General features: G+C 35.6%; 19 protein-coding genes. 5 read left to right on the forward strand and 14 right to left on the reverse strand.

The window, feature by feature from the left end:
- Positions 1-2: 2 nt before the first annotated feature.
- The 3 genes from DFR80_RS00910 to DFR80_RS00920 are packed head-to-tail and all read right to left on the reverse strand — an operon-like array spanning position 3 to position 2,337.
- Positions 3-863, reverse strand: a complete 861-nt coding sequence (locus DFR80_RS00910; RefSeq protein ID WP_114488941.1) for a branched-chain amino acid ABC transporter permease — start codon at positions 861-863, stop codon at positions 3-5.
- Positions 864-867: 4 nt separating this feature from the next.
- Positions 868-1,566 (reverse strand): ABC transporter ATP-binding protein, encoded by a 699-nt coding sequence (locus tag DFR80_RS00915; RefSeq protein ID WP_114488942.1) that lies wholly within the window; start codon positions 1,564-1,566, stop codon positions 868-870.
- A gap of 12 nt (positions 1,567-1,578) precedes the next feature.
- Positions 1,579-2,337, reverse strand: coding sequence for an ABC transporter ATP-binding protein (locus DFR80_RS00920; protein WP_114488943.1), 759 nt, complete (start codon positions 2,335-2,337; stop codon positions 1,579-1,581).
- Between the two features lie 258 nt (positions 2,338-2,595).
- Here DFR80_RS00920 and DFR80_RS00925 point away from each other — a divergent pair, with 258 nt between their 5' ends.
- Positions 2,596-3,060: a PTS sugar transporter subunit IIA gene (locus DFR80_RS00925; protein ID WP_114488944.1), complete on the forward strand. Its 465-nt coding sequence runs from the start codon at positions 2,596-2,598 to the stop codon at positions 3,058-3,060.
- Positions 3,061-3,100: 40 nt separating this feature from the next.
- Here the strand turns inward: DFR80_RS00925 and DFR80_RS00930 are convergent, their stop codons facing one another.
- The 3 genes from DFR80_RS00930 to DFR80_RS00940 form a co-directional block, all read right to left on the reverse strand.
- Complete coding sequence (locus DFR80_RS00930; protein ID WP_073157220.1) at positions 3,101-3,946, reverse strand: carbohydrate ABC transporter permease; 846 nt, start codon at positions 3,944-3,946, stop codon at positions 3,101-3,103.
- Between the two features lie 17 nt (positions 3,947-3,963).
- A complete protein-coding gene (locus tag DFR80_RS00935; RefSeq protein ID WP_114488945.1) occupies positions 3,964-4,851 on the reverse strand; it encodes a carbohydrate ABC transporter permease in 888 nt (295 codons plus the stop codon).
- A gap of 76 nt (positions 4,852-4,927) precedes the next feature.
- Complete coding sequence (locus tag DFR80_RS00940; protein WP_114488946.1) at positions 4,928-6,259, reverse strand: ABC transporter substrate-binding protein; 1,332 nt, start codon at positions 6,257-6,259, stop codon at positions 4,928-4,930.
- A 241-nt stretch (positions 6,260-6,500) separates the two neighbouring features.
- On the opposite strand from DFR80_RS00940, the gene DFR80_RS00945 reads away from it, so the two are divergent.
- Complete coding sequence (locus tag DFR80_RS00945; protein ID WP_114488947.1) at positions 6,501-6,833, forward strand: P-II family nitrogen regulator; 333 nt, start codon at positions 6,501-6,503, stop codon at positions 6,831-6,833.
- Between the two features lie 78 nt (positions 6,834-6,911).
- Here DFR80_RS00945 and DFR80_RS00950 read toward each other — a convergent pair whose 3' ends face one another.
- The 7 genes from DFR80_RS00950 to DFR80_RS00980 form a co-directional block, all read right to left on the reverse strand.
- Entirely contained in the window at positions 6,912-7,793 is an 882-nt protein-coding gene (locus DFR80_RS00950; protein ID WP_114488948.1) for a glycine betaine ABC transporter substrate-binding protein, read from the reverse strand.
- A 227-nt stretch (positions 7,794-8,020) separates the two neighbouring features.
- Complete coding sequence (locus tag DFR80_RS00955) at positions 8,021-10,300, reverse strand: RND family transporter (protein ID WP_114488949.1); 2,280 nt, start codon at positions 10,298-10,300, stop codon at positions 8,021-8,023.
- Between the two features lie 17 nt (positions 10,301-10,317).
- Positions 10,318-11,412, reverse strand: coding sequence for a DUF1302 family protein (locus DFR80_RS00960; RefSeq protein WP_114488950.1), 1,095 nt, complete (start codon positions 11,410-11,412; stop codon positions 10,318-10,320).
- Between the two features lie 38 nt (positions 11,413-11,450).
- A complete protein-coding gene (locus DFR80_RS00965; protein WP_158537663.1) occupies positions 11,451-12,221 on the reverse strand; it encodes an outer membrane lipoprotein-sorting protein in 771 nt (256 codons plus the stop codon).
- 10 nt (positions 12,222-12,231) lie between these two features.
- Positions 12,232-12,822, reverse strand: a complete 591-nt coding sequence (locus tag DFR80_RS00970) for a TetR/AcrR family transcriptional regulator (RefSeq protein ID WP_158537664.1) — start codon at positions 12,820-12,822, stop codon at positions 12,232-12,234.
- A 148-nt stretch (positions 12,823-12,970) separates the two neighbouring features.
- Positions 12,971-13,570 carry an HD-GYP domain-containing protein gene (locus DFR80_RS00975; RefSeq protein WP_114488953.1) on the reverse strand — a complete coding sequence of 200 codons (600 nt, stop codon included), beginning with the start codon at positions 13,568-13,570 and terminating at the stop codon, positions 12,971-12,973.
- On the reverse strand, positions 13,548-14,561 hold the full coding sequence (locus DFR80_RS00980; RefSeq protein ID WP_158537665.1) for a GGDEF domain-containing protein: 1,014 nt from the start codon (positions 14,559-14,561) through the stop codon (positions 13,548-13,550). Before DFR80_RS00980 ends, DFR80_RS00975 begins: the two co-directional genes overlap by 23 nt.
- Positions 14,562-14,761: 200 nt before the next feature.
- On the opposite strand from DFR80_RS00980, the gene DFR80_RS00985 reads away from it, so the two are divergent.
- The 3 genes from DFR80_RS00985 (at position 14,762) to DFR80_RS15325 (ending at position 16,938) form a co-directional block, all read left to right on the forward strand.
- Positions 14,762-15,913: a sorbosone dehydrogenase family protein gene (locus tag DFR80_RS00985; RefSeq protein ID WP_114488955.1), complete on the forward strand. Its 1,152-nt coding sequence runs from the start codon at positions 14,762-14,764 to the stop codon at positions 15,911-15,913.
- 141 nt (positions 15,914-16,054) lie between these two features.
- Positions 16,055-16,489 (forward strand): hypothetical protein, encoded by a 435-nt coding sequence (locus tag DFR80_RS15320; RefSeq protein WP_233493649.1) that lies wholly within the window; start codon positions 16,055-16,057, stop codon positions 16,487-16,489.
- A gap of 14 nt (positions 16,490-16,503) precedes the next feature.
- Positions 16,504-16,938 (forward strand): hypothetical protein, encoded by a 435-nt coding sequence (locus tag DFR80_RS15325; RefSeq protein WP_233493650.1) that lies wholly within the window; start codon positions 16,504-16,506, stop codon positions 16,936-16,938.
- Between the two features lie 62 nt (positions 16,939-17,000).
- Here the strand turns inward: DFR80_RS15325 and DFR80_RS00995 are convergent, their stop codons facing one another.
- Positions 17,001-18,695 (reverse strand): AAA family ATPase, encoded by a 1,695-nt coding sequence (locus tag DFR80_RS00995; RefSeq protein WP_114488956.1) that lies wholly within the window; start codon positions 18,693-18,695, stop codon positions 17,001-17,003.
- Between the last annotated feature and the right edge of the window lie 51 nt (positions 18,696-18,746).

Raw genomic sequence — 18,746 nt, forward strand, 5'->3', positions numbered from 1 at the left:
ATTTACACCTTCTTTCCCATTAAACCAGAAGGTTTAATAATTAACATTAGAATCATAATCGTAAAGGCAACTGCAGGTTTGTAAGCTGCAGAAATAATTAGAGTTGACATCTCCTGTGAGATACCAATTACCAGTCCTCCAAACATTGCACCATAAGGACTGCCAATTCCTCCCAGAATAACCGCTGCAAATAGGGGTAATAGTAAATTCCAGCCCATTACCGGTGTCAGGTGGGTATCAAAAGCAAGCAGAATACCTGCAGCTGCTGTAAGCACCCCACTCATTGCCCAGGTCCAGATGATTACTCTTTCGGTATTAATCCCTGTTATCTGAGCCAGATCAATGTTATCAGACATTGCCCGCATTGCCTTGCCTAATTTTGTTTTGCTCAAAAATAGATGAACAGCAATTACCAGTGTCAAAGCCAGCACTAAAATTATGATCTGATTTTCTTTAATTCGTAATAATCCGTCACCCAAAACAATCGGCATCTGGATAGCTTTCTCATAAAATTGATTCTGCGGTCCCCAGAATAATAAGACTAAATTTCTGATTATCAAGGCGGCTCCAACAGAAGAAATCATTACAATTACTGAATCTCTTTTCTTTAAATGTCTGTATAATATAAGATTTAAAAGTATTGCCGCACCTGCAGTTAAAGCTGCTGCTAAAACAAAAGCCAGCCAGAAAGGCAGGCCCAGCTGTACTTTAAATAAAAAAGCAAAATAAGCACCGAGTGTCATTAAATCACCATGAGCAAAATGTCCAAACTTTAAGATTCCATAAATCAGTGATAATCCAATTGCACCCAGCGCTATAATTGATCCGAGTATTACTCCGTTCAAAAATAACTGTAAGGCCATAGACTTATCCTCCCAAAAAGAGCTGCGCTACTTCTTCATTCTCAAGTAAGCCTCTCCCACTATCTTCGTATTTTTTTTCGCCTGCTGCTAGAACATATCCTCTGTCTGACATAGCTAAAGCTTTTTTTGCATTTTGTTCTACCATTAAAATTGAAACTCCTGTTTTGTTTATTTCTTCTACTTTCTCCAAGATTAAATCAATAAACATTGGTGCCAGCTCGGCTGTTGGTTCATCTAACAGCAGTAATTTCGGCTCCATTACCAGGGCCCTACCAAAGGCCACCATCTGGCGTTGGCCACCACTTAAAGTACCTGCTTTTTTCTTTCTTTTCTCTACTAATGGTGGAAACAGACTATAAATTAAGTCAAATCTATCACTGAGTTTCTGCTTTGAAACATAGGCTCCCAGTTCCAGATTTTCTGCCACAGTTAAAGTCGGAAAAATATTATCAGTCTGTGGTACAAAAGAAAGTCCTTTTTTTATCATTTGATCAGTTGCAGAGTTGGTTAAATCACTGCCCAGATAATTAATTTCTCCTCCCATAATATCAACAAGAGAAAAAATTGATTTTAAAAGAGTGGACTTTCCAGAACCGTTAGGCCCAACAATGGAAACAATCTCTCCCTGCTCAACATTAAGAGTAATACCATGGATTATTTCTATTTCACCATAGCCGGCATATATATCATTAATTCTTAACAATCAAACCACCCCTTAAGCCGTTTTTTCTCCCAGATAAGCTTCTAAGACCCGGGGATTCCTCTTGATTTCAGCCGGAGTTCCTTCAACTAAATGCTTACCATCATTCATTACAATAACCCGGTCACAGATATTCATAATTAAATCCATGTTATGCTCGATTAAAAGTATAGTCTTTCCTCTTTCTTTTAATTTAAGAATATTTTCAGCTATTTTATTCAATAAAGTTGGGTTAACACCGGCTCCAGGTTCATCCAGCATAATTAATTCTGGATCTGCCATTAATGCTCTACCAAGTTCAAGCAGTTTTTTCTGCCCACCTGATAGGTTAACAGCCATCTCGTCAGCCAGATGAGTCAGCTCCAGAAACTCTAAAGTTTCATAGGCTTTTGCTTCAACTGTCTCTTCTTCTTTACTTACTTTGGCTGAATTAAACCAGCTGTTCCAGAGATTTTCTCCACTCTGACCTGAAGGAACAAGCATTAGGTTTTCCATTACTGTCATCTTTTTTAAAGTTTTTGGAATCTGAAAAGTTCTGGCCAGACCAAGACGTGCAATCTGATGAGGAGCGAAGTTGTTTACTTTTTGCTCTGAAAAATAAACCTCTCCCTGATCGAGATCTAAAGAACCAGCAATTAAATTAAACATAGTTGTTTTTCCGGCTCCATTTGGACCAATCAGTCCAGTTATCGTATTTTCTTCTACCTCAAAAGAACATTCATCTACTGCCCTAAATCCACTAAATTCCTTGACTGCACTTTTTACTTTTAACATAAAACATCTCTCCTTTCTACTCAGCTACTCAATTTATTAGCTTTATGTTAATTTGTTTTAATATTAATCCTTTTTACGGCAGGTGTCAAGTAGTCCAGTTACAATTAAGTTTTTAATCCCATTATCCAGGCATACATCACCTGTGAATATCCAATTTATTCTAATAAAATTAATTATTGGGCCTAGTTAGCTGTTTTCAATTGACTTGTCTGTCAGCATCATTATATAATTTAGGCAGTAGAAAGGCGGGTAAATAAAATGAAAATAAGTAAATTATTAGAGAAAAACTTAATTAATCTTGATCTCAATACCAGTAATAAAGAAGAAACTTTAAGAGAAATGGTCAATTTATTAAAAACAGAAGGTAAAATTAAGGCGAAAGATAAATTTCTGACAAAAATAATTGAGCGCGAAAAAGAAGGCAGCACAGGCTTTGGGAGAAGAATTGCGGTCCCCCATGGTAAAAGCGAAACAGTTAATCAATTATCCCTGGCCATTGGCAGATCAAAAGCAGGAATTGAATATCACAGTCTGGATGGAAAAAAAGTTAAACTGATATTCATGGTAGCTGATTATCCAGATTATTCACCTGAATACTTAAAATTAGTTTCGACTCTGGTCAGCTGGTTGAGAGAGGATGATTTTAGAAATGAGCTGCTTAATGCCAAAGAAAAAACAGAGTTTATAGAGCTTTTTAGAAAAAAAGAGAGATCTACTAAATAACAGCAGATCTTTCACCAGAACTTAAACATAAAAATAATATCTATTCTTTTATACCCTGGGTAGCAATTCCTTTTACGAAAAACTTTTGGGCCAGTAAAAATACAATTAGAGTTGGAATTACCACCATGATAGTTCCTGCCATAATAATTCCCCAGTCCCGTTCTGAAGAACTGGCAAAAAGCATTTTTACTCCCTGCTGAGCTAACTTTTTTTGATCATCATTAATAATGATTAGCGGCCAGAGATAGGCATTCCACATCACTAAAAAGTTAACTACAGCCAATCCAGCAAGATTAGCTCCAGATAAGGGTAAGAGAATCTGAAATAAAAACCGAAAAGGCCCACAGCCATCTATTTGAGCAGATTCCATAATAGACTTAGGTATAGTCAAAAAGTGCTGCCTCATCAAAAAAGTTGTAGTGGCACTTGCCAGAAACGGCAAAACCAGACCTGAAAAAGAATTTCCCAGTCCCAATCTGCTTATAAACTCAAACAGAGGAACTACCCGCACCTGCATCGGCAGCATTAAAGTGAATAAGACTGCAAAAAACAAAAACTTTTTGTATTTGAACTCAAAATGCGAAAATGCATAACCACTCAAAACTCCCAGCCCCAATTTCCCTAACATCACCACAGAAGAAGCCAGAATACTGTTAACCAAAATTTTATCAAGGCTGACTAAATTCCAGGCCTTAATATAATTATCAAAATATAATCTGTCAGGTAAAAATGATGGTGGATAAGAAAATATCTGTGCTCTGGGCTGCATACTGACACTGATGCCAAAAATAATCGGCATTAAGACAATGAAGGAAATGATAATCAAGACCAGATGTAGTGCTATTTTTTTATAAATACTATAGGGACCTCTATTTAAATCAAACATATTTAATCACCTTTCTCTTATTGATAATGTACATTATTTGCACCATATTTAAAATGAAAAATAGTCACTATAATTACCAGAGCTAATAAAATTACAGATTGAGCTGCTGCAATTCCCGGCCTGAAATTAATAAACATTTCCCGATATAATTTATAGATCACAATATTTGTAGAATCAGCAGGTCCACCCTGGGTCATAATATCTACAATCCCAAAGCTTTCAAACACACTAAATATTATGTTCATAATGATTAGATAAAAAGTTGTAGGAGATAATAAGGGAATTGTAATATCTTTAAATATAGTTATAGCTCCTGCTCCATCAATCTTTGCAGACTCATAAACACTATCCGGTATCGCCTGCAGACCTGCCAGAAAAAATATTATGTTAAAGCCCATATTCTTCCAGACAGTTGCTATAATAATCGCTAAAAAGGCAAAAAAACTGTTAGTTAACCAGTTAACCTGAATATTAAATGCAATATCCAATAAATAATTAACCTGGCCTGCTACCGGATTCAGCAAAAAAACCCAGAGTGAACCAGCCACAGTTGGAGAAATTGCATAAGGAATAAAAAATATAACCCTGTAAAATTTTATACCTTTTAGATTCTGGTTCAAAATAACCGCCAGCAGCAGAGAAAATACCAGCCCAATAGTAATGGTGAAAATAATAAAAAATGTAGATCTCAATAAACTGTTGAGATAAGCTGGATCCTGAAATAAATTTATATAATTCTGGATTCCTACAAAAATTCTTTTACGTCCAAAAGGTGCCTGTTTAAATAAGCTTAAAAACACTGAATTAATACTGGGCCAGTATAAAAACAATAACAAAACAATAAAAGTGGGGGAAAGAAGTAAATAGGGAACAAGTGAATGGGATCGATAATTTAATTTTTGCAAAAATACACCTCCAATAATAATGTCCCTTCCTGATTTTCAGGAAGGGACAGCTGTCAATAATCAACTATATAACTTCTTATTTATTAAGTTGATTATATTCTTTAAGTGATTTATTTACTCTCTCTGCTGCCTCATCCATTGCTTTTTGAGGAGTCAGGTTTCCCTCTAATGTTTTTTCAACTGATTCTTCCACGATCTGTCTAACTTCAGGGAAAGTACCGATTAGTGCTCCCTGAGTCGAAACTGCTTTTTTACTCAATAGTAACTGTAAAAATGCTGTTAAATAATTTGGATTCTCAGCAAAAAACTTATTATTCATTTCTCTTTCAACTGCTGCTTTGGTTACCGGGAAGTAGCCTGTATTTTCAAACCAGTAAACCTGCTGTTCTTCTTCTGATAGCCACTTTAGAAACTCCCAGGTAGCTTTCAATTCTTCTTCTGGGTGGTCAGCAATTGTCCAGAGACTTGCACCACCAATAATAACTCCACCACGCTTAGCTGCTGCTGGTCTTGGCAAAAATCCGGTTCCCAGTTCAAATCCTGCTGCCTCAGCATTTTCTGTAAACCCGGCCACTGAAGAAGTAGATTCTATCAACATTGCTGCTCTTCCGGAAGAAAATGCCTGATTTGCTCCATCCCAGCCTCGACCCGGATTAAGCATAATACCTTCATCAACCATTTCTTTCCAGAGTTTAACAAACCGAACTGCTGCTTCTTCGTTTAGATTAGCCTCTGTTGCTCTAGCACTACGCCCATTATCATTGTTAACCAGAGTTGCATCCTGATTTGCAACCATCTGTTCTACAAACCAGCCGACAATTCCCAGGGTGAATCCATAGCGTTCAACTGTACCATCATCATTTTTAATTGTTAATTTTCGAGCATAATCTTTTAGTTCGGCAAAAGTCTGAGGTGGTCTATTAGGATCTAAACCCGCTTCTTTAAAAGCATCTCTATCATAATATAAAATTGGTGTAGATGAGTTAAAAGGCATAGAATTCAATTTGCCGTCAATTGTATAATAATTTGAAACCGGAACTAAAAATTTGTCCCAGTCAAAACTATTATCTCCCGCTACCTCTTTGCCCAGATCCTCTATCGGCATAATTATGCCGCTGTCCAGCATCATCTGAGTTCCAATTTCGTAAATCTGAATAATATGTGGTGCAGTTCCGGTCTGAACTGCTGACTGAGTTTTAGTCAAAGTATCATTATAAGAACCTGTATACTGAGCTTTAACCTCAACTTGATCCTGACTACTATTAAATTCTTCGACTAAAGTGTTTACTACTTCTAGATTATGCCCACCCATTGCGTGCCAGAAATCAATTGTAACTTCTTCTGCTGCTGCTGAAAAACTAACCATAAAGCAAAGGCCTACCAAAACTAACAAAACAGTTTTTTTCATAGAAATTTTCCACTCCTTTTTCAATTTGATGAGATTAGAGAACTACTAAACAGATTGTCTCTATTAGTAATATTAGCATTGTAAAGTTAAATCTAGATTTCCAAAAGGTTAAGTTTAAGTAAATTAAAAAATATCCCTGTATACTATTATAATAGGTTTTAAAACTATTCACATTTAACTCTTTTTGAATTATAATTAAATTATAGAAAAATTCTTAATATTAACTAAAGGAGGGGTTGAAATGAAAAAAATTGAAACTTTTATTAGATCAGATAAGTTAAATAAACTAGTTAAAAAATTAAATTCTATGGGGCTGAAGGAATTAAATATTCTGGAAGCAAAAAACTTTAACCAGGATTCAATTAAGTTAGCAGATAGTGATTTGAAAATTAAATTTACCCCTATGGTTAAGATAGAATTCGTTGTTGACTATACTGAAGTAGATAAATATGTAGATGTAATTAAAAACACTGTTCAAACAGGCGAAACTGGTGATGGGAAAATTAATGTCAGTGATATCGAAAATTCTGTTAAAATTAGTACAGGGGAAGAGGGACAAAGATCAATAGCTTAAAACAAATTAAACCCCTGCCAACTAAGGCAGGGGTTTTCTATGATATATTCTAATTTCTAAGATTTATAATATATAATTTTATTCTGAAACTACAACCGGATTAGTCCAGCCGCGAGCTTTTTCTTCATTTTCTTCAACCCATTTTTGCGCAGCTTCCTCTGCTTCCATTCCATCTTCAATCCAGGCCATAACCTGACCTACTTCATCGGTGGTCATTCTAAAGTCATGGAAAAAGCTTACCACTTCCGGATGTTCCTGAGCTAACTGTGGATTATGGAATGTATAAACATTTTCTTTAGAACCATAAACATTATTTGGATCTTCTAAAAACTTTAAGTCAAACTTTGCAAATTTATAGTGTGGACGCCAGCCTGTTACAACAATCCATTCTTCGTTCTGAATTGCACTTTCTAAAGAACCGGTCATTGCCGGGCCACTGCTTGTTAAGAGATCAAAATCCAAATTGTATTCCTCAATACCAGTCCGAGTTGCCTCCATTACTCCAGCACCGGGTTCAATTCCTGTAATCTGTCCATCAAATTTATCTCTATGTTCATTCAATTCTTCTATAGAATCAATATCAACATATTCCGGGACCACAAGTCCTATTCTCGCTCCTGTATAGTTCGGACCGGTTTTAATAATGTCATCTTTATATCTTTCAATATAACTTTCGTGTGTCTGGGGCAGCCAAACTCCCATAAAGGCATCAATATCACCTTCAGCCAGAGCTGCGTAAATCGGACCGACTCCAACCATTGTTGTCTCTACATTATAATCCATCATTTCTTCCAGTACTACCACAGCAACCTGTGTCTCAGCAACTGTACCCGCCCAGTTTACATAACCGAGCTCAATTGTATTATCCTGAGCCTGTGTTTCTGTTGGCAGCAAAGCCATTCCTGTCATCAGCAGTGTTATAATCATCAGTGAAGCAAAAATCGTTCTAATTCTTTCCATAAGTAAAAACCCTCCTTAAAAGTTTATAATCCTTTTTGAGCATTTTTGACCTTGTATAAGATTGTGCTTTGATTAGAAGCGATTTGTTCTTTTAGAGAATAATTTGCTCCTGTTTTCTCTTTCAACCACTTTTTATTATAACAAAGCTAAGAATAATATCAAGTTTATTAATAAATAGGTAAATAAATAGGTACCAGGTACCAGAAATCGTTTTCGGTACCTGGTACCTATTGTTCAAAAACCAGGACTAAGGCCGGAAGAATCACCAGTGCTCCAATTAAGCAGGTGGCAATAGAAACTGTTACTAAAAAAGCAAAGAATTTAACTGGTAAAAATCCAGAAACAAAAAGAACTGAAAATCCAACTATTACAGACAGGGCATTAAAGGTTATTCCCCGGCCTGAAGTTGTAAGTGTTTCGATCAGAGCCTCTTCTTTAGCTAAATCTTTCCTTTCTTCGCGATAGCGCCAGAGAAAATGAATGGTATAATCAACTCCAACACCGATCATTATCGAAGAAAGCATAGTGGTAATCATATCGAGTTTTATATTTAAAAAGCCCATCAGCGAAAATAAAGAGACTAAAGCAGTTATCAAAGGAACTGATGTATAAACACCGGCTGTAAAAGATTTAAATAAAAGCATAACTACAGCTGCAACCAGAATTATTGATAGAAAAAGACTGGCTACCTGGCCCCGAACAACCGCATTAACCAGCTCAGACAGCAGATCTCCAAAACCACCTATTAAAGGAAAGGTTCCTGCTCCATAATTTTGAGTTTCATTTTTAATTTTATTGAGAATCTCTCTAATTTCTTCAGTACTATTTGTTTTAATTCGGGCAGTTATAAGTGCATTTTCTTCTTTAAAATCAATCATTTTATCAAGGTCACCAGACATCGAAAATAACAGTAAATACTGTGATAAAGCAGAATCAACAGCCGGGATCTTTTCGAATTCTGGCTGACCATTGTGGAGTTCTTTATTGATAGTCCTAATGATTGTGGAAACTGCGCTTACTTCTCCTACATTTTCAAATTCTTTAATTGCCAGCTCAAAATCACTAATTTTCTGCATCATTTCAGACTGAGTAATATTACCTCTGGCAACTACAGAAATAGAATTTGCACCTCCGAAATGCTGATTAACTATTTCTGTAGCCTGCACAATATCAGACTCTTCGTCATAGAAATTAATTGGGTTAGTGTCAACTTTAAGCATAAAAATTCCTGCAGAAATAACCAGAACAATTAAAAAGTTGACAATTAAAATCAGTTTAGCTTTTCTACCAACCAGCCTGGCAATTTTAAAAAGTACAGTGGTTATAATTCCTTTTTTTCCACTTTCTTTACAATTTTCAGCCCCAGTCTGATAATCTTGCAGTGGAGTCTTAACTTTAAGCAACGACAAAACAGCCGGAATAAATAAAAGACTGGCAAAAAGAGCAAAGGTGATTCCGGCCCCTGCCAGCACCCCCAGCTCTCTGGCCGGTACTATCAGGTGAGTGGAAAGTGAGAGCAGACCAACAACTGTTGTAACCCCAGCAGCTATTACTGGCGCACCAAGCTTTAAAACCGAATTTTTACTGACCTGCACTGAATCTTTCTCTTCAACTGCCAGCTCCTGATAGGCTGCAATAATATGAATCCCATAATCATTGGTCACAGCAATTAAGATTACCGGCAAAATAACTGTCAGCAGCTGGAACTTCCAACCTATAATTGGAATCAGAGATAGAGAAAATATTATTGACATCACAACAACTAGAAAAGGTAAAAATACACCCCGCAACTGTTTAAAGCAGAGAAAGAGAAAAATTAGCATAATCACTAATCCCAGAGGCATTAAAAGCCTCATATCGTGCTGCATAATTTCTGCATTTAAGGCTCTTATGATTGGCAGACCGGACTTTAATATACTTTCTTCAGCCGAAAATTTTTCGTCTGCCTCTGCCAAAATAGCGTTGATTTTTTTCTTGACCTCTGCATCATCAAAGTCTTCAGCCAGTATAACAGCGATATTAACCGCCTTAAAGTTTCTGGAAAAAACTGATCCCATTACCAGTTCGCTATTTGCAAGCCGCTCTCGCAGACTTTCTTTTTCAGTTTCATCTGTTGGAATAGTGCTGACTGCACTCTCTATCAGCAGTTCATCTTTTCTCCCCTCAATAATATTTACTGTAAACGGACTGTTTACCTGATCAACTTCTCTTAATTTACCCAATTCATCTGAAATAAACCTGAGTTTCCTCAGCAGCTCTGCCTCCAGCACATCTTCTGCCTCCACTGTCAGCATAATCATTTCTGTTCCACCAAAAATATTTTCAATCTCTTCTATTCTAGTCCGGGAAGGCATAGACTCCGGAATCTGGCTTTTAATTGCCGTATCAACCTCTATTGCCTGTAAATTATAAAGTGAAAAAAGTGTTATTAAAATAAAGATCAAAATTACTGGAAGCGGATGTTTAACTGCCAGAGAAGAAACTTTTTCTATTATTTTTTGCAGCATTCAGATCAGCTCCTCTGCTAAAAGTATTTACTTAAAGAAAGATAGATAAGTTCCTGATTTAAGTAGTTTAAACTGCTTTCTTTTTTCTGATTGAGCTTGATAACTGCTCCAGTTTCTAAATCAAGACCTTCCTTTAAAGAAAAAATAACTCTGGGTCGAACTAGAGACATTCCTTTTTTGAGGTCAGTAATCAAATTAAGCTCCCAGTTATGAAAATATGCGAAAGGTCTTTCAGCCCTCAAAATTAACAATTGATTTGTTTCAGATTGAGCAGAAGGTAATTCTTGATAGTAATACTGTCCCAGAAGATAAAGATTATTCTCAAATTTATAATCCAGACCAATGATTAACTCATTGGTATTTTCCAGCCGGGCGTTCTGATAATCACTGGAGACAAATTCGGAAAAGAGCCCTATATTTTTGCTGCTGAAATCTCCCTTAAAATCAAATCCAATTTTGTTAACTTCGGGATAAAAATTACCTGCCCCTGGCACTGCCTGCAGGCTGTTGCCGCTAAAAACAGAGGCAGCAAGATCATAACCCCGCCAGCGCCTGCGGATTAACTGAACTGCAGACTGCAGTTCATCAATTTCTGCATGCTCAGTTAAAACCCCTGTCAGCTGCCAATTAAAATTAGGATAGTAGGCTGCTCTGATTCCATCAACAGCCTTTCTACTTTGAAAAGGATCAACTGCACCCTGATCAATTGGATTAAAATAATTGAGAGGATTAATATTATAGGAACTGCCCCAACTAAAATTCTGTCTCCCCAGCCTCCAGTCAATCTTAGCTGTATAATAATTTAGATAAGCTTCTTTGAATTCAAACTCAAATTCTCTCTCTTTTTGATCCTGCTGATAATAGCTTTCTAAAGTTAAAGCACCTTTTAAATAATAGTTTAAATCAGAACTTAAATCCTGCTGAAAGTCGAATTCCAGCAGGCTCTGATCCTGCCACTGTTCTGATCCCTGTTCATAGATTACGGAAGTGCTCAATTTTCCGCTGTAGGAAGCTGCACTCAGATTAAATGTAAGGATAAGACTTAAAATTAAAGTCAAAGCTAAAATGGAAAGCAAATTATTTAGTTTGTTTTTTTGCCTGATATTTGTCATTACTGCTTACCTCCTCTAAATTCTGCAGACTAATTGACTCACTGACGCTGCAGATAGCGGGTTGTAAAGATACTGGGGTCAAGTTCTGGATCAAAATCTACTTCCACCAGCTTTAAAATTGTTCTGCTTTCTCTCTGAACATTTTCCACCTCTATCTTACGGGCCAGTCGATTACCATCAATTTCGTCAAAGTCACTTAGAGTGATAACCTTTAATAACTTCTCCTGGTGATCATAATACTCTATTTTTTCTGCCAGCCAGAGATCTTTTTTAACCCACATTTTACCATAGCTGTAGTCAATATCCGGATCTGTAATTTCCAGATGCAGCTCAATTATCCCATTATCTTCCGATATCATTTCTGCCTGATAATTATCTCTAAAATTTGCTCCGCTAAAAATGCTGAGATCATTATAGGTTAAATCTGAGCCAACAAAATTACCATTTTTTTGACTTCCCGATATTTTCCTGACTGAGCCCAGTGCTGGTAAATATAGATACATATCTTCCTGATTATTGGCCTGATCATCTAATAGTAAAAACGAGGTGCCGCTGATGTCTGCAGGTTCAGTAAACTGCATCAGAGATCGTTCAATTTCTCCTTCAAGTCGATAGTTGTTAAGGGTTCTGCTCCTCATATCACCGGAGCTGCTGTATAATTCCATTTCCATTTTCATCTGATGACTTTCAGCCTGCCTGGATGTTTCTAAATTTTTTAAAACCTGTTCCCCATCTAATTCCTGAGCCAGACTGAACTGTGCACTAAAAAAGAATAATATCAAAAAGAAAATCGTAATTTTTTTAATCATTTTCTCCTCCTTAATTGACCCTGACATTCTCCCAGAAAAAACTGATATGCTTTTTTGTAGCTGCCTTCAATTCTTCAAAACTGTCGAGTTCAAAAAGTAAATACCGCATTCTGTAATAAATCAAATCCCCGACAAATTCGTTTGCTGTAAATTCTGGATCTAAATTGCTTTTGATTTTCCCCTCCTGCTTAAGGCGAAGAAAAAAAGCGGTGATTCTTTCTATATTATTTTCCATTCTGAGCTGCAGCCTTTTTTTAACCACAGGATTATTATTTTCCCTAAGCATCATCTTCAGAAGTTTAACTTTTTTTGGGTTCTTCATTTCTTCAATTACAATGCTGCCAAAATAATTAAGAGTTTCGAGTGGATCAGCTTCTGCTGCCTGAAATTTAGTCCTGAATTTTTCGGATTTCAAATCCAGAGGTGCCAGATAATTAAATAATTCTGAAAAAATTTCCTCTTTGCCGCTGAAGTGATTATAAATTGAGCTGCCCTTAATTCCAACTGCTTTAGCTATCTCTCGCATTGAAGTCCCATGGTATCCATTTTCTGCAAATAAATCTAGGGACTCATTTAAAATTTTTTCTCTAGTAGAAGCCACTCTTTCACCTCCAGTTGAAAATCTTATCTAATAATTAATTTGCTTCGCTCATATATCATATTTTAATTATAACTAACGATTGTTAGTTTGTCAATATTAAAAAACAGTTCCATCTGAAAATAGAAACTGTCTTAAGATTATAACTTATTTAGTTTTTAAGTGAATTAGTTGAAATTAAATCAATAAATATTTTTACTAAAAGTGGATCAAACTGAATGCCGGAACTTACCGTTAACTCTTCGATAATTTCCTGATCACTCATTGCCTTTTTGTAATTTCGTCCATATTTCATTACATCATAGGCATCAACTAAGGCAATTATCCTGGCTGCCAGAGGTATTTCTTCCCCTTTTAAACCCAGAGGATAACCACTTCCATCCCACCACTCATGATGAGTTAATATTCCTTCCGCTACATCGACCATATCTAAAGAAGTATAGGCAATTTGAAAACCTGTCACCGGATGTTCTTTGATCTGCTGCCACTCACTTTCATTTAAAGGACCATCACTAAATAAAATATCATTCGAAATAACTATTTTTCCCAGATCATGAAGCTCAGCCAGCAGCATCAAATTCTCCAGCTCATCTTTCTCAAGCTCTAGTTCTTCCCCCAGTAGCAAAGCGGGCATTTTTAAACGCTGACTGTGTAAATATGTATTATAATCAGCTTCCTTAATCATCTTTTTCAAGAGACTGGAATAACTGTAATCAAAATTTATATTTTTAGCATAACTCAAACTCTCCATTCGTCTTTTCCATCCTCCTGTCTTTAATAAAATTACTTCCCGGTATTTCTTTTACTTTTTTCTTTAATTCTGCAGCTCGGTCACTAATTTCTAGATGATTTTTTAACTTTCCATCACAATTTGAAACTATTGCAATCGAAATTGAAGTCAGAGGAGTATTAACTATCTGATGCTGCCGATCAAAACAAACTATATAACCCCTTAGTAAATCTTTGTTTTTAAAAAAATTACGAATCCCCCTGTCAAATTCTTCTATAATCAACTCTGCCAGATATTCATCATCTGCTGCAGCAGTGATAATTACAAAATCATCTCCACCAATATGGCCAACAAAGGTGTCTGTCACCATTTTTTGAGCACAATTATTAAGTACTTTTGCTGTATAATTAATTACCTGATCACCTTTCTGATAACCATAACTGTCATTATAGGCTTTAAAATTATCAAGATCCAGATAAAGAACAGAAAACTTTTCTTCGATTTTTATTCTTTCTTTAATTTCAGATTCAATGGTTAAGTTACCCGGCAAACCAGTTAAGGGATTAGCATTTCTGGCAGTTTTTATCTTTAATTCTGAAACTTCTATTAACAGGTCTTTAATCGACAGAATGCCGTAGTATTTATTATTTTTAGTAATTATTATTGAATCATAAATTTTTTCCTGTGGGCGCTTCATCGCTATTTTTGAAACTTTTAAAATAGACTCTTCAAAATCTATAATAAGTGGCTCTGAATCCATTACTACCTCCACATTTTTCTGCATATAAAGGTTATAGCCAAATCTGCTGCCCAGACGATAAAAAAGTTTGTCTTGCATCACCAGACCGACTGCCCGCTCTTCTTTAAGTACAACAATACTCTGGATATTATTGAGATTAAAAATGTCTACCAGATTTTTGGTCCTGGCAGAAACTGACACTGTCACTCCTCTGTTTTCCCTAAAGACAGCTCCTACTTTTATTGATTTCATTTCCTCACCTACTTTAAGCAAAATCCACTTCTCCTTTCCTAAATTATTCCTTAACTCAATCATATCACCCTATTATTACGATAGTGTAAATTAGAAATTAACAGTCTGTAAATAATCTTCTGAAAATGTTAAATGCTTTTTAGAAATCAATTCCTATAAATAATACAATTAAGACAGAAGAAAAGTTTGATTTTTAATCCCTAAATGTGGAGGTAATAGATATGAAAAAGAAAGTGTTTTTGCTCGGACTAATCTTGATTTTTGCTTTATCACTTTCAGTTCAGGCGCAAATTAGAGTCGGTCAGTTTCCACAGAATGTAGAAGATGAATATGTACTGAATCCGGATACTATTGAAATTGAAGCCTGGCAGCAGAATCTTGATGTCCCCTGGGAGTTAGTTTTTCTGCCAGAAAGTAATCGAGCTTTAATTAGCGAAAGAGATGGCAGAGTACTGCAGGTTGAAAACGGAAATCTAAAAAGTGAAACTTATTTAGAATTAGATATTGATTCTCGAGGAGAAGGTGGCTTAATGGGAATGGTCCATCATCCAGATTTTCCAGAAACACCATATATTTATCTGATGTATACTTACACCAGCAGTAACAGCCAGTTATATAATAGAGTTTCTAGATTTACCGATCAGGGGAACCAGGCAGTTGAAGAAGAAATTATCATTGATCAGATTCCTGCCGGGAACAACCATAATGGAGGACGTATTGCCTTTGGACCGGATGGAATGCTCTATATTACAACTGGAGAAACTTTTAACCGCGAAATTGCACAGGATTTAGACAATCTGGGAGGAAAAATTCTGCGCCTTACTCCAGAGGGTACAATTCCTGATGATAATCCATTTGGAAACTCTCCTGTCTACAGTTTAGGTCACCGCAACCCACAGGGAATTGCCTGGCATCCAGAAACAGGAGATCTCTTTATTTCTGACCACGGTCCGTCTGGTGAAGATGGTCTAAGAGCAAAGGATCGAATCAAAGTTGTTGAAGCAGGAAGCAATTTCGGCTGGCCGGATAAAATTGGTTATTTTGAAGATGGAGAATATGCAAATCCACTCATTATGTGGGAAGATACTGTTCCACCTTCCGGAATGACTTTTTATCGCGGAGATTTATATGTAGGAACTTTAGGCAGCCAATCTCTGGTTCGAATAGGACTGAATCGAGACAAGGATGAATATAATGTAGAAAGTATTGAACATCTCTTTAATGATGGGGCTGGAAGTGCAACTTACGGTCGGATTAGAAAAGCAGTTGTGGGCCCTGATGGTTATCTTTACTTTTTAACCAATAATCGTGATGGCCGAGGTAGACCGCGAGAAAATGATGATCAGATTTTGAGATTTAGGCTAGAAGAATAACTACAAATTACAATTAGATGTAAATTTTAATGACAGCTAAAGAGATGTTGCTTAGAGAGTTGGGAATTTTATCTCTGTATTAGATATGATAGAATATAAGTATAAAGTCAAAAACTAATTATCAGAAGGAGTAAACAAACAATGGATTCCCAACTCAAAAAAGCGATAATTAATCACAACCAGAAGGAGATTAAAGAATACCTCAAAGAATTAGAAACCGACAACAGTTTTTCGCTGGCCTCATTGATTGAAGATTTAATACCATTAATGCTGATGGAATGCAGCCTGCGCTATGGGTCTTTTCATTTTGTCAAAATGAGTCTTTTTTTGAGAGAACTTTCGCAAAAGAATTATTTTAGCAGAGAATCAGAACTGGAAATTGCAAGAGTTGTAGTGCTTGGATTATCTGAAAGACATTTTATTAATCTAGAAGCAGACAGCAGTGGCTATAAAGAAAAATCGGTTAATCAAAGAACCTATACAAAACTGGGCGAAGAAATTAATAATGGGAATTCTCATAACGCCTTTTATTATGCTCTTGGAATTCTGGAAAAGCAGCTTCTGGTAGTGGAATAGTTAATCTGCACCATATGATCACTTATTATACCTTTTTTATGCTGGAAGACAGCTCATTTTATCAGAAAATTCCTCCCTACCGTATCCTGGAAAATTACTTTAGCAGTAAAAACATTGATCAAAAACGCCTGAAACTTGTTGATTCAAATAATAAAGAAAAAACTCAAATCGCAGAAAGTTATCAGCAGTTTAAAGATAATTTTTCTCCAGCAAATTATAAGGATAAGCTAGATTTTCTTTTTTATAACTTGGATCAGAATTATAAGGAAACTGTCAATTATCTCCACCGCTTATTTGCCGAATATTATAACCCTGGTTGGAATCCACATTACTATACCGGTCTCTACTGTGCACTGGGACTTTATAAATCAGAAAAAATTAACGATAATAAAGTTAAAAAAATGGCCGTGATTCAGGCCGTTGAATATTTTGCGGGGAATGTGCTTTAATATCTAAAAAGCCTTCTTTGAAGTTATAATTATAAACATAACTTCAAAGAAGGCTTAATTTTTTATCTAATTTCTTTTACTGCAGCTGCATCTGTACCGGCAAAGACCAGTGCCCATTTCTTTAAGTCTTTTCTATCTTTAAACTCAGCTACTCTACCGTAACGCTCCAGCTGCGCAGAAGCTTCCTTTAATTTTTGCTCAACTAAAGCTTCTCCTTTTTCTTTATAATCAGCAGCTTTAATATATTTAAGCTCTATTAAAGCATCATAATTACCTTTTCCCTTATTTCTTCTCAGTAAAGCTAAATCCAGATATCCTTCTTCTACCTCATACTCACTTTTGACTATCGAAAGCTGGGTTAGATTAAGATAGGAAAAAATTAAAACTTTAATATATTTCTCATCAAATTTAATATAATCCCTGTTAGAAAGTGCAGCCAGAGTGGCTTCGACTTTCTCAATAAATGGATTGATATCTCCATTTTTTAGAATTTCTACGACTGAAGCTTCAATCTCCAGTGAATCAAATTCAGTTTCCTCACTGATAATTGAATTAAAATAGTCAAAGTAAATTTCTTTAACAGCATAATTGGGAACTCTAAAGTAGATGAATCCATCTTCTTCTCGATCTATGGTTAAAAATCCAAGATAAAACAATAAAGACAGGAAATCCTTTTTGGTAAATTTCCGCTGCAGATTAAATTCTGTTGTTACCTTTCCCCTCTGATCATTTCCAGCCAGAATATCTTCTAAAATAGCATAATTTTGTTTTCTATCTTTAAGACTGAAAAGATTCTGCAGTTTGGAGTAATCACTCGAAATATTGCTGTCAATCAAATCTGAAGGTTCCGTATTATCAATTAGATATTCGCTGACATAATATAAAAGCATATCTGTATTAAAAACCCGTTCACTAGCCCGGGGAGTAAATAAATAGCCGTCATAGTATTCCTTTAACTTCTGCAGCATTGAGTTGAGATCATAATCAGGGAGAGTCTGTTTAATCAAATAGCGAGCTTCTTTTTCAGTAAAGCCCATCATTGTATTTAAATTGCTGTCCATAGTCTTATTTTTAGCTATATTAAAACCGCTGGTCATACTGTCTAAGGTAATCGGGCTGACACCGGTAACAAAAAGACGATCAATTATTGAACCTGTTTTCTTTTTAATGACCTCAAAAAATTTACGTAAAAATCCCTGTTTGCTAACTGTATCTTCAAATCTATCTATTGAGGTAAAACTTAAAATTTCATTGGCAAAATGATCGTACTCATCTATTAAAAGATATATTTTATTGTCAATTTCATATTGTACTGCTTCTAAAAAACTTGATAGGGTAGCTATTGCACTCCCCGGTGCCTCTCGATATTCAACTTCAATTTGATATTTATTAATAAAAGTACTGATTGCTTCCAGAATTAAATGGTTAAAGTTATCATATATCTTTTCTGGCTCTGAAGTTTCAACCCCAGAAAAATCAAATTTAAGTATATAATAATTATTGGCAAGCTTAGTTTTATTCTGGCCAATATATAAGTCTCCAAAAAGCTCAGTAAAATTTTCTTTTTCCTGAATATCATAATAGTGTTCTAAAGTTGATAGAAAAAGTGTCTTCCCAAATCTCCTCGGCCTTAAGAAAAATATATACTTTTCACCATAACTCTCCAGAGTCTCAATATGTTTTGTTTTATCAATATAAAAATAGTCTTCATTTCTCAGATCAGAAAAATCGCTTAAACCATATGGTATTCTGGACATTTTGAGCAGCCTCCTTTTTCTTTAATGCTTAACTCTATTATATATTATCAA

The organism is Halanaerobium sp. ST460_2HS_T2 (assembly GCF_003337665.1).
Taxonomy (GTDB): domain Bacteria; phylum Bacillota; class Halanaerobiia; order Halanaerobiales; family Halanaerobiaceae; genus Halanaerobium; species Halanaerobium kushneri.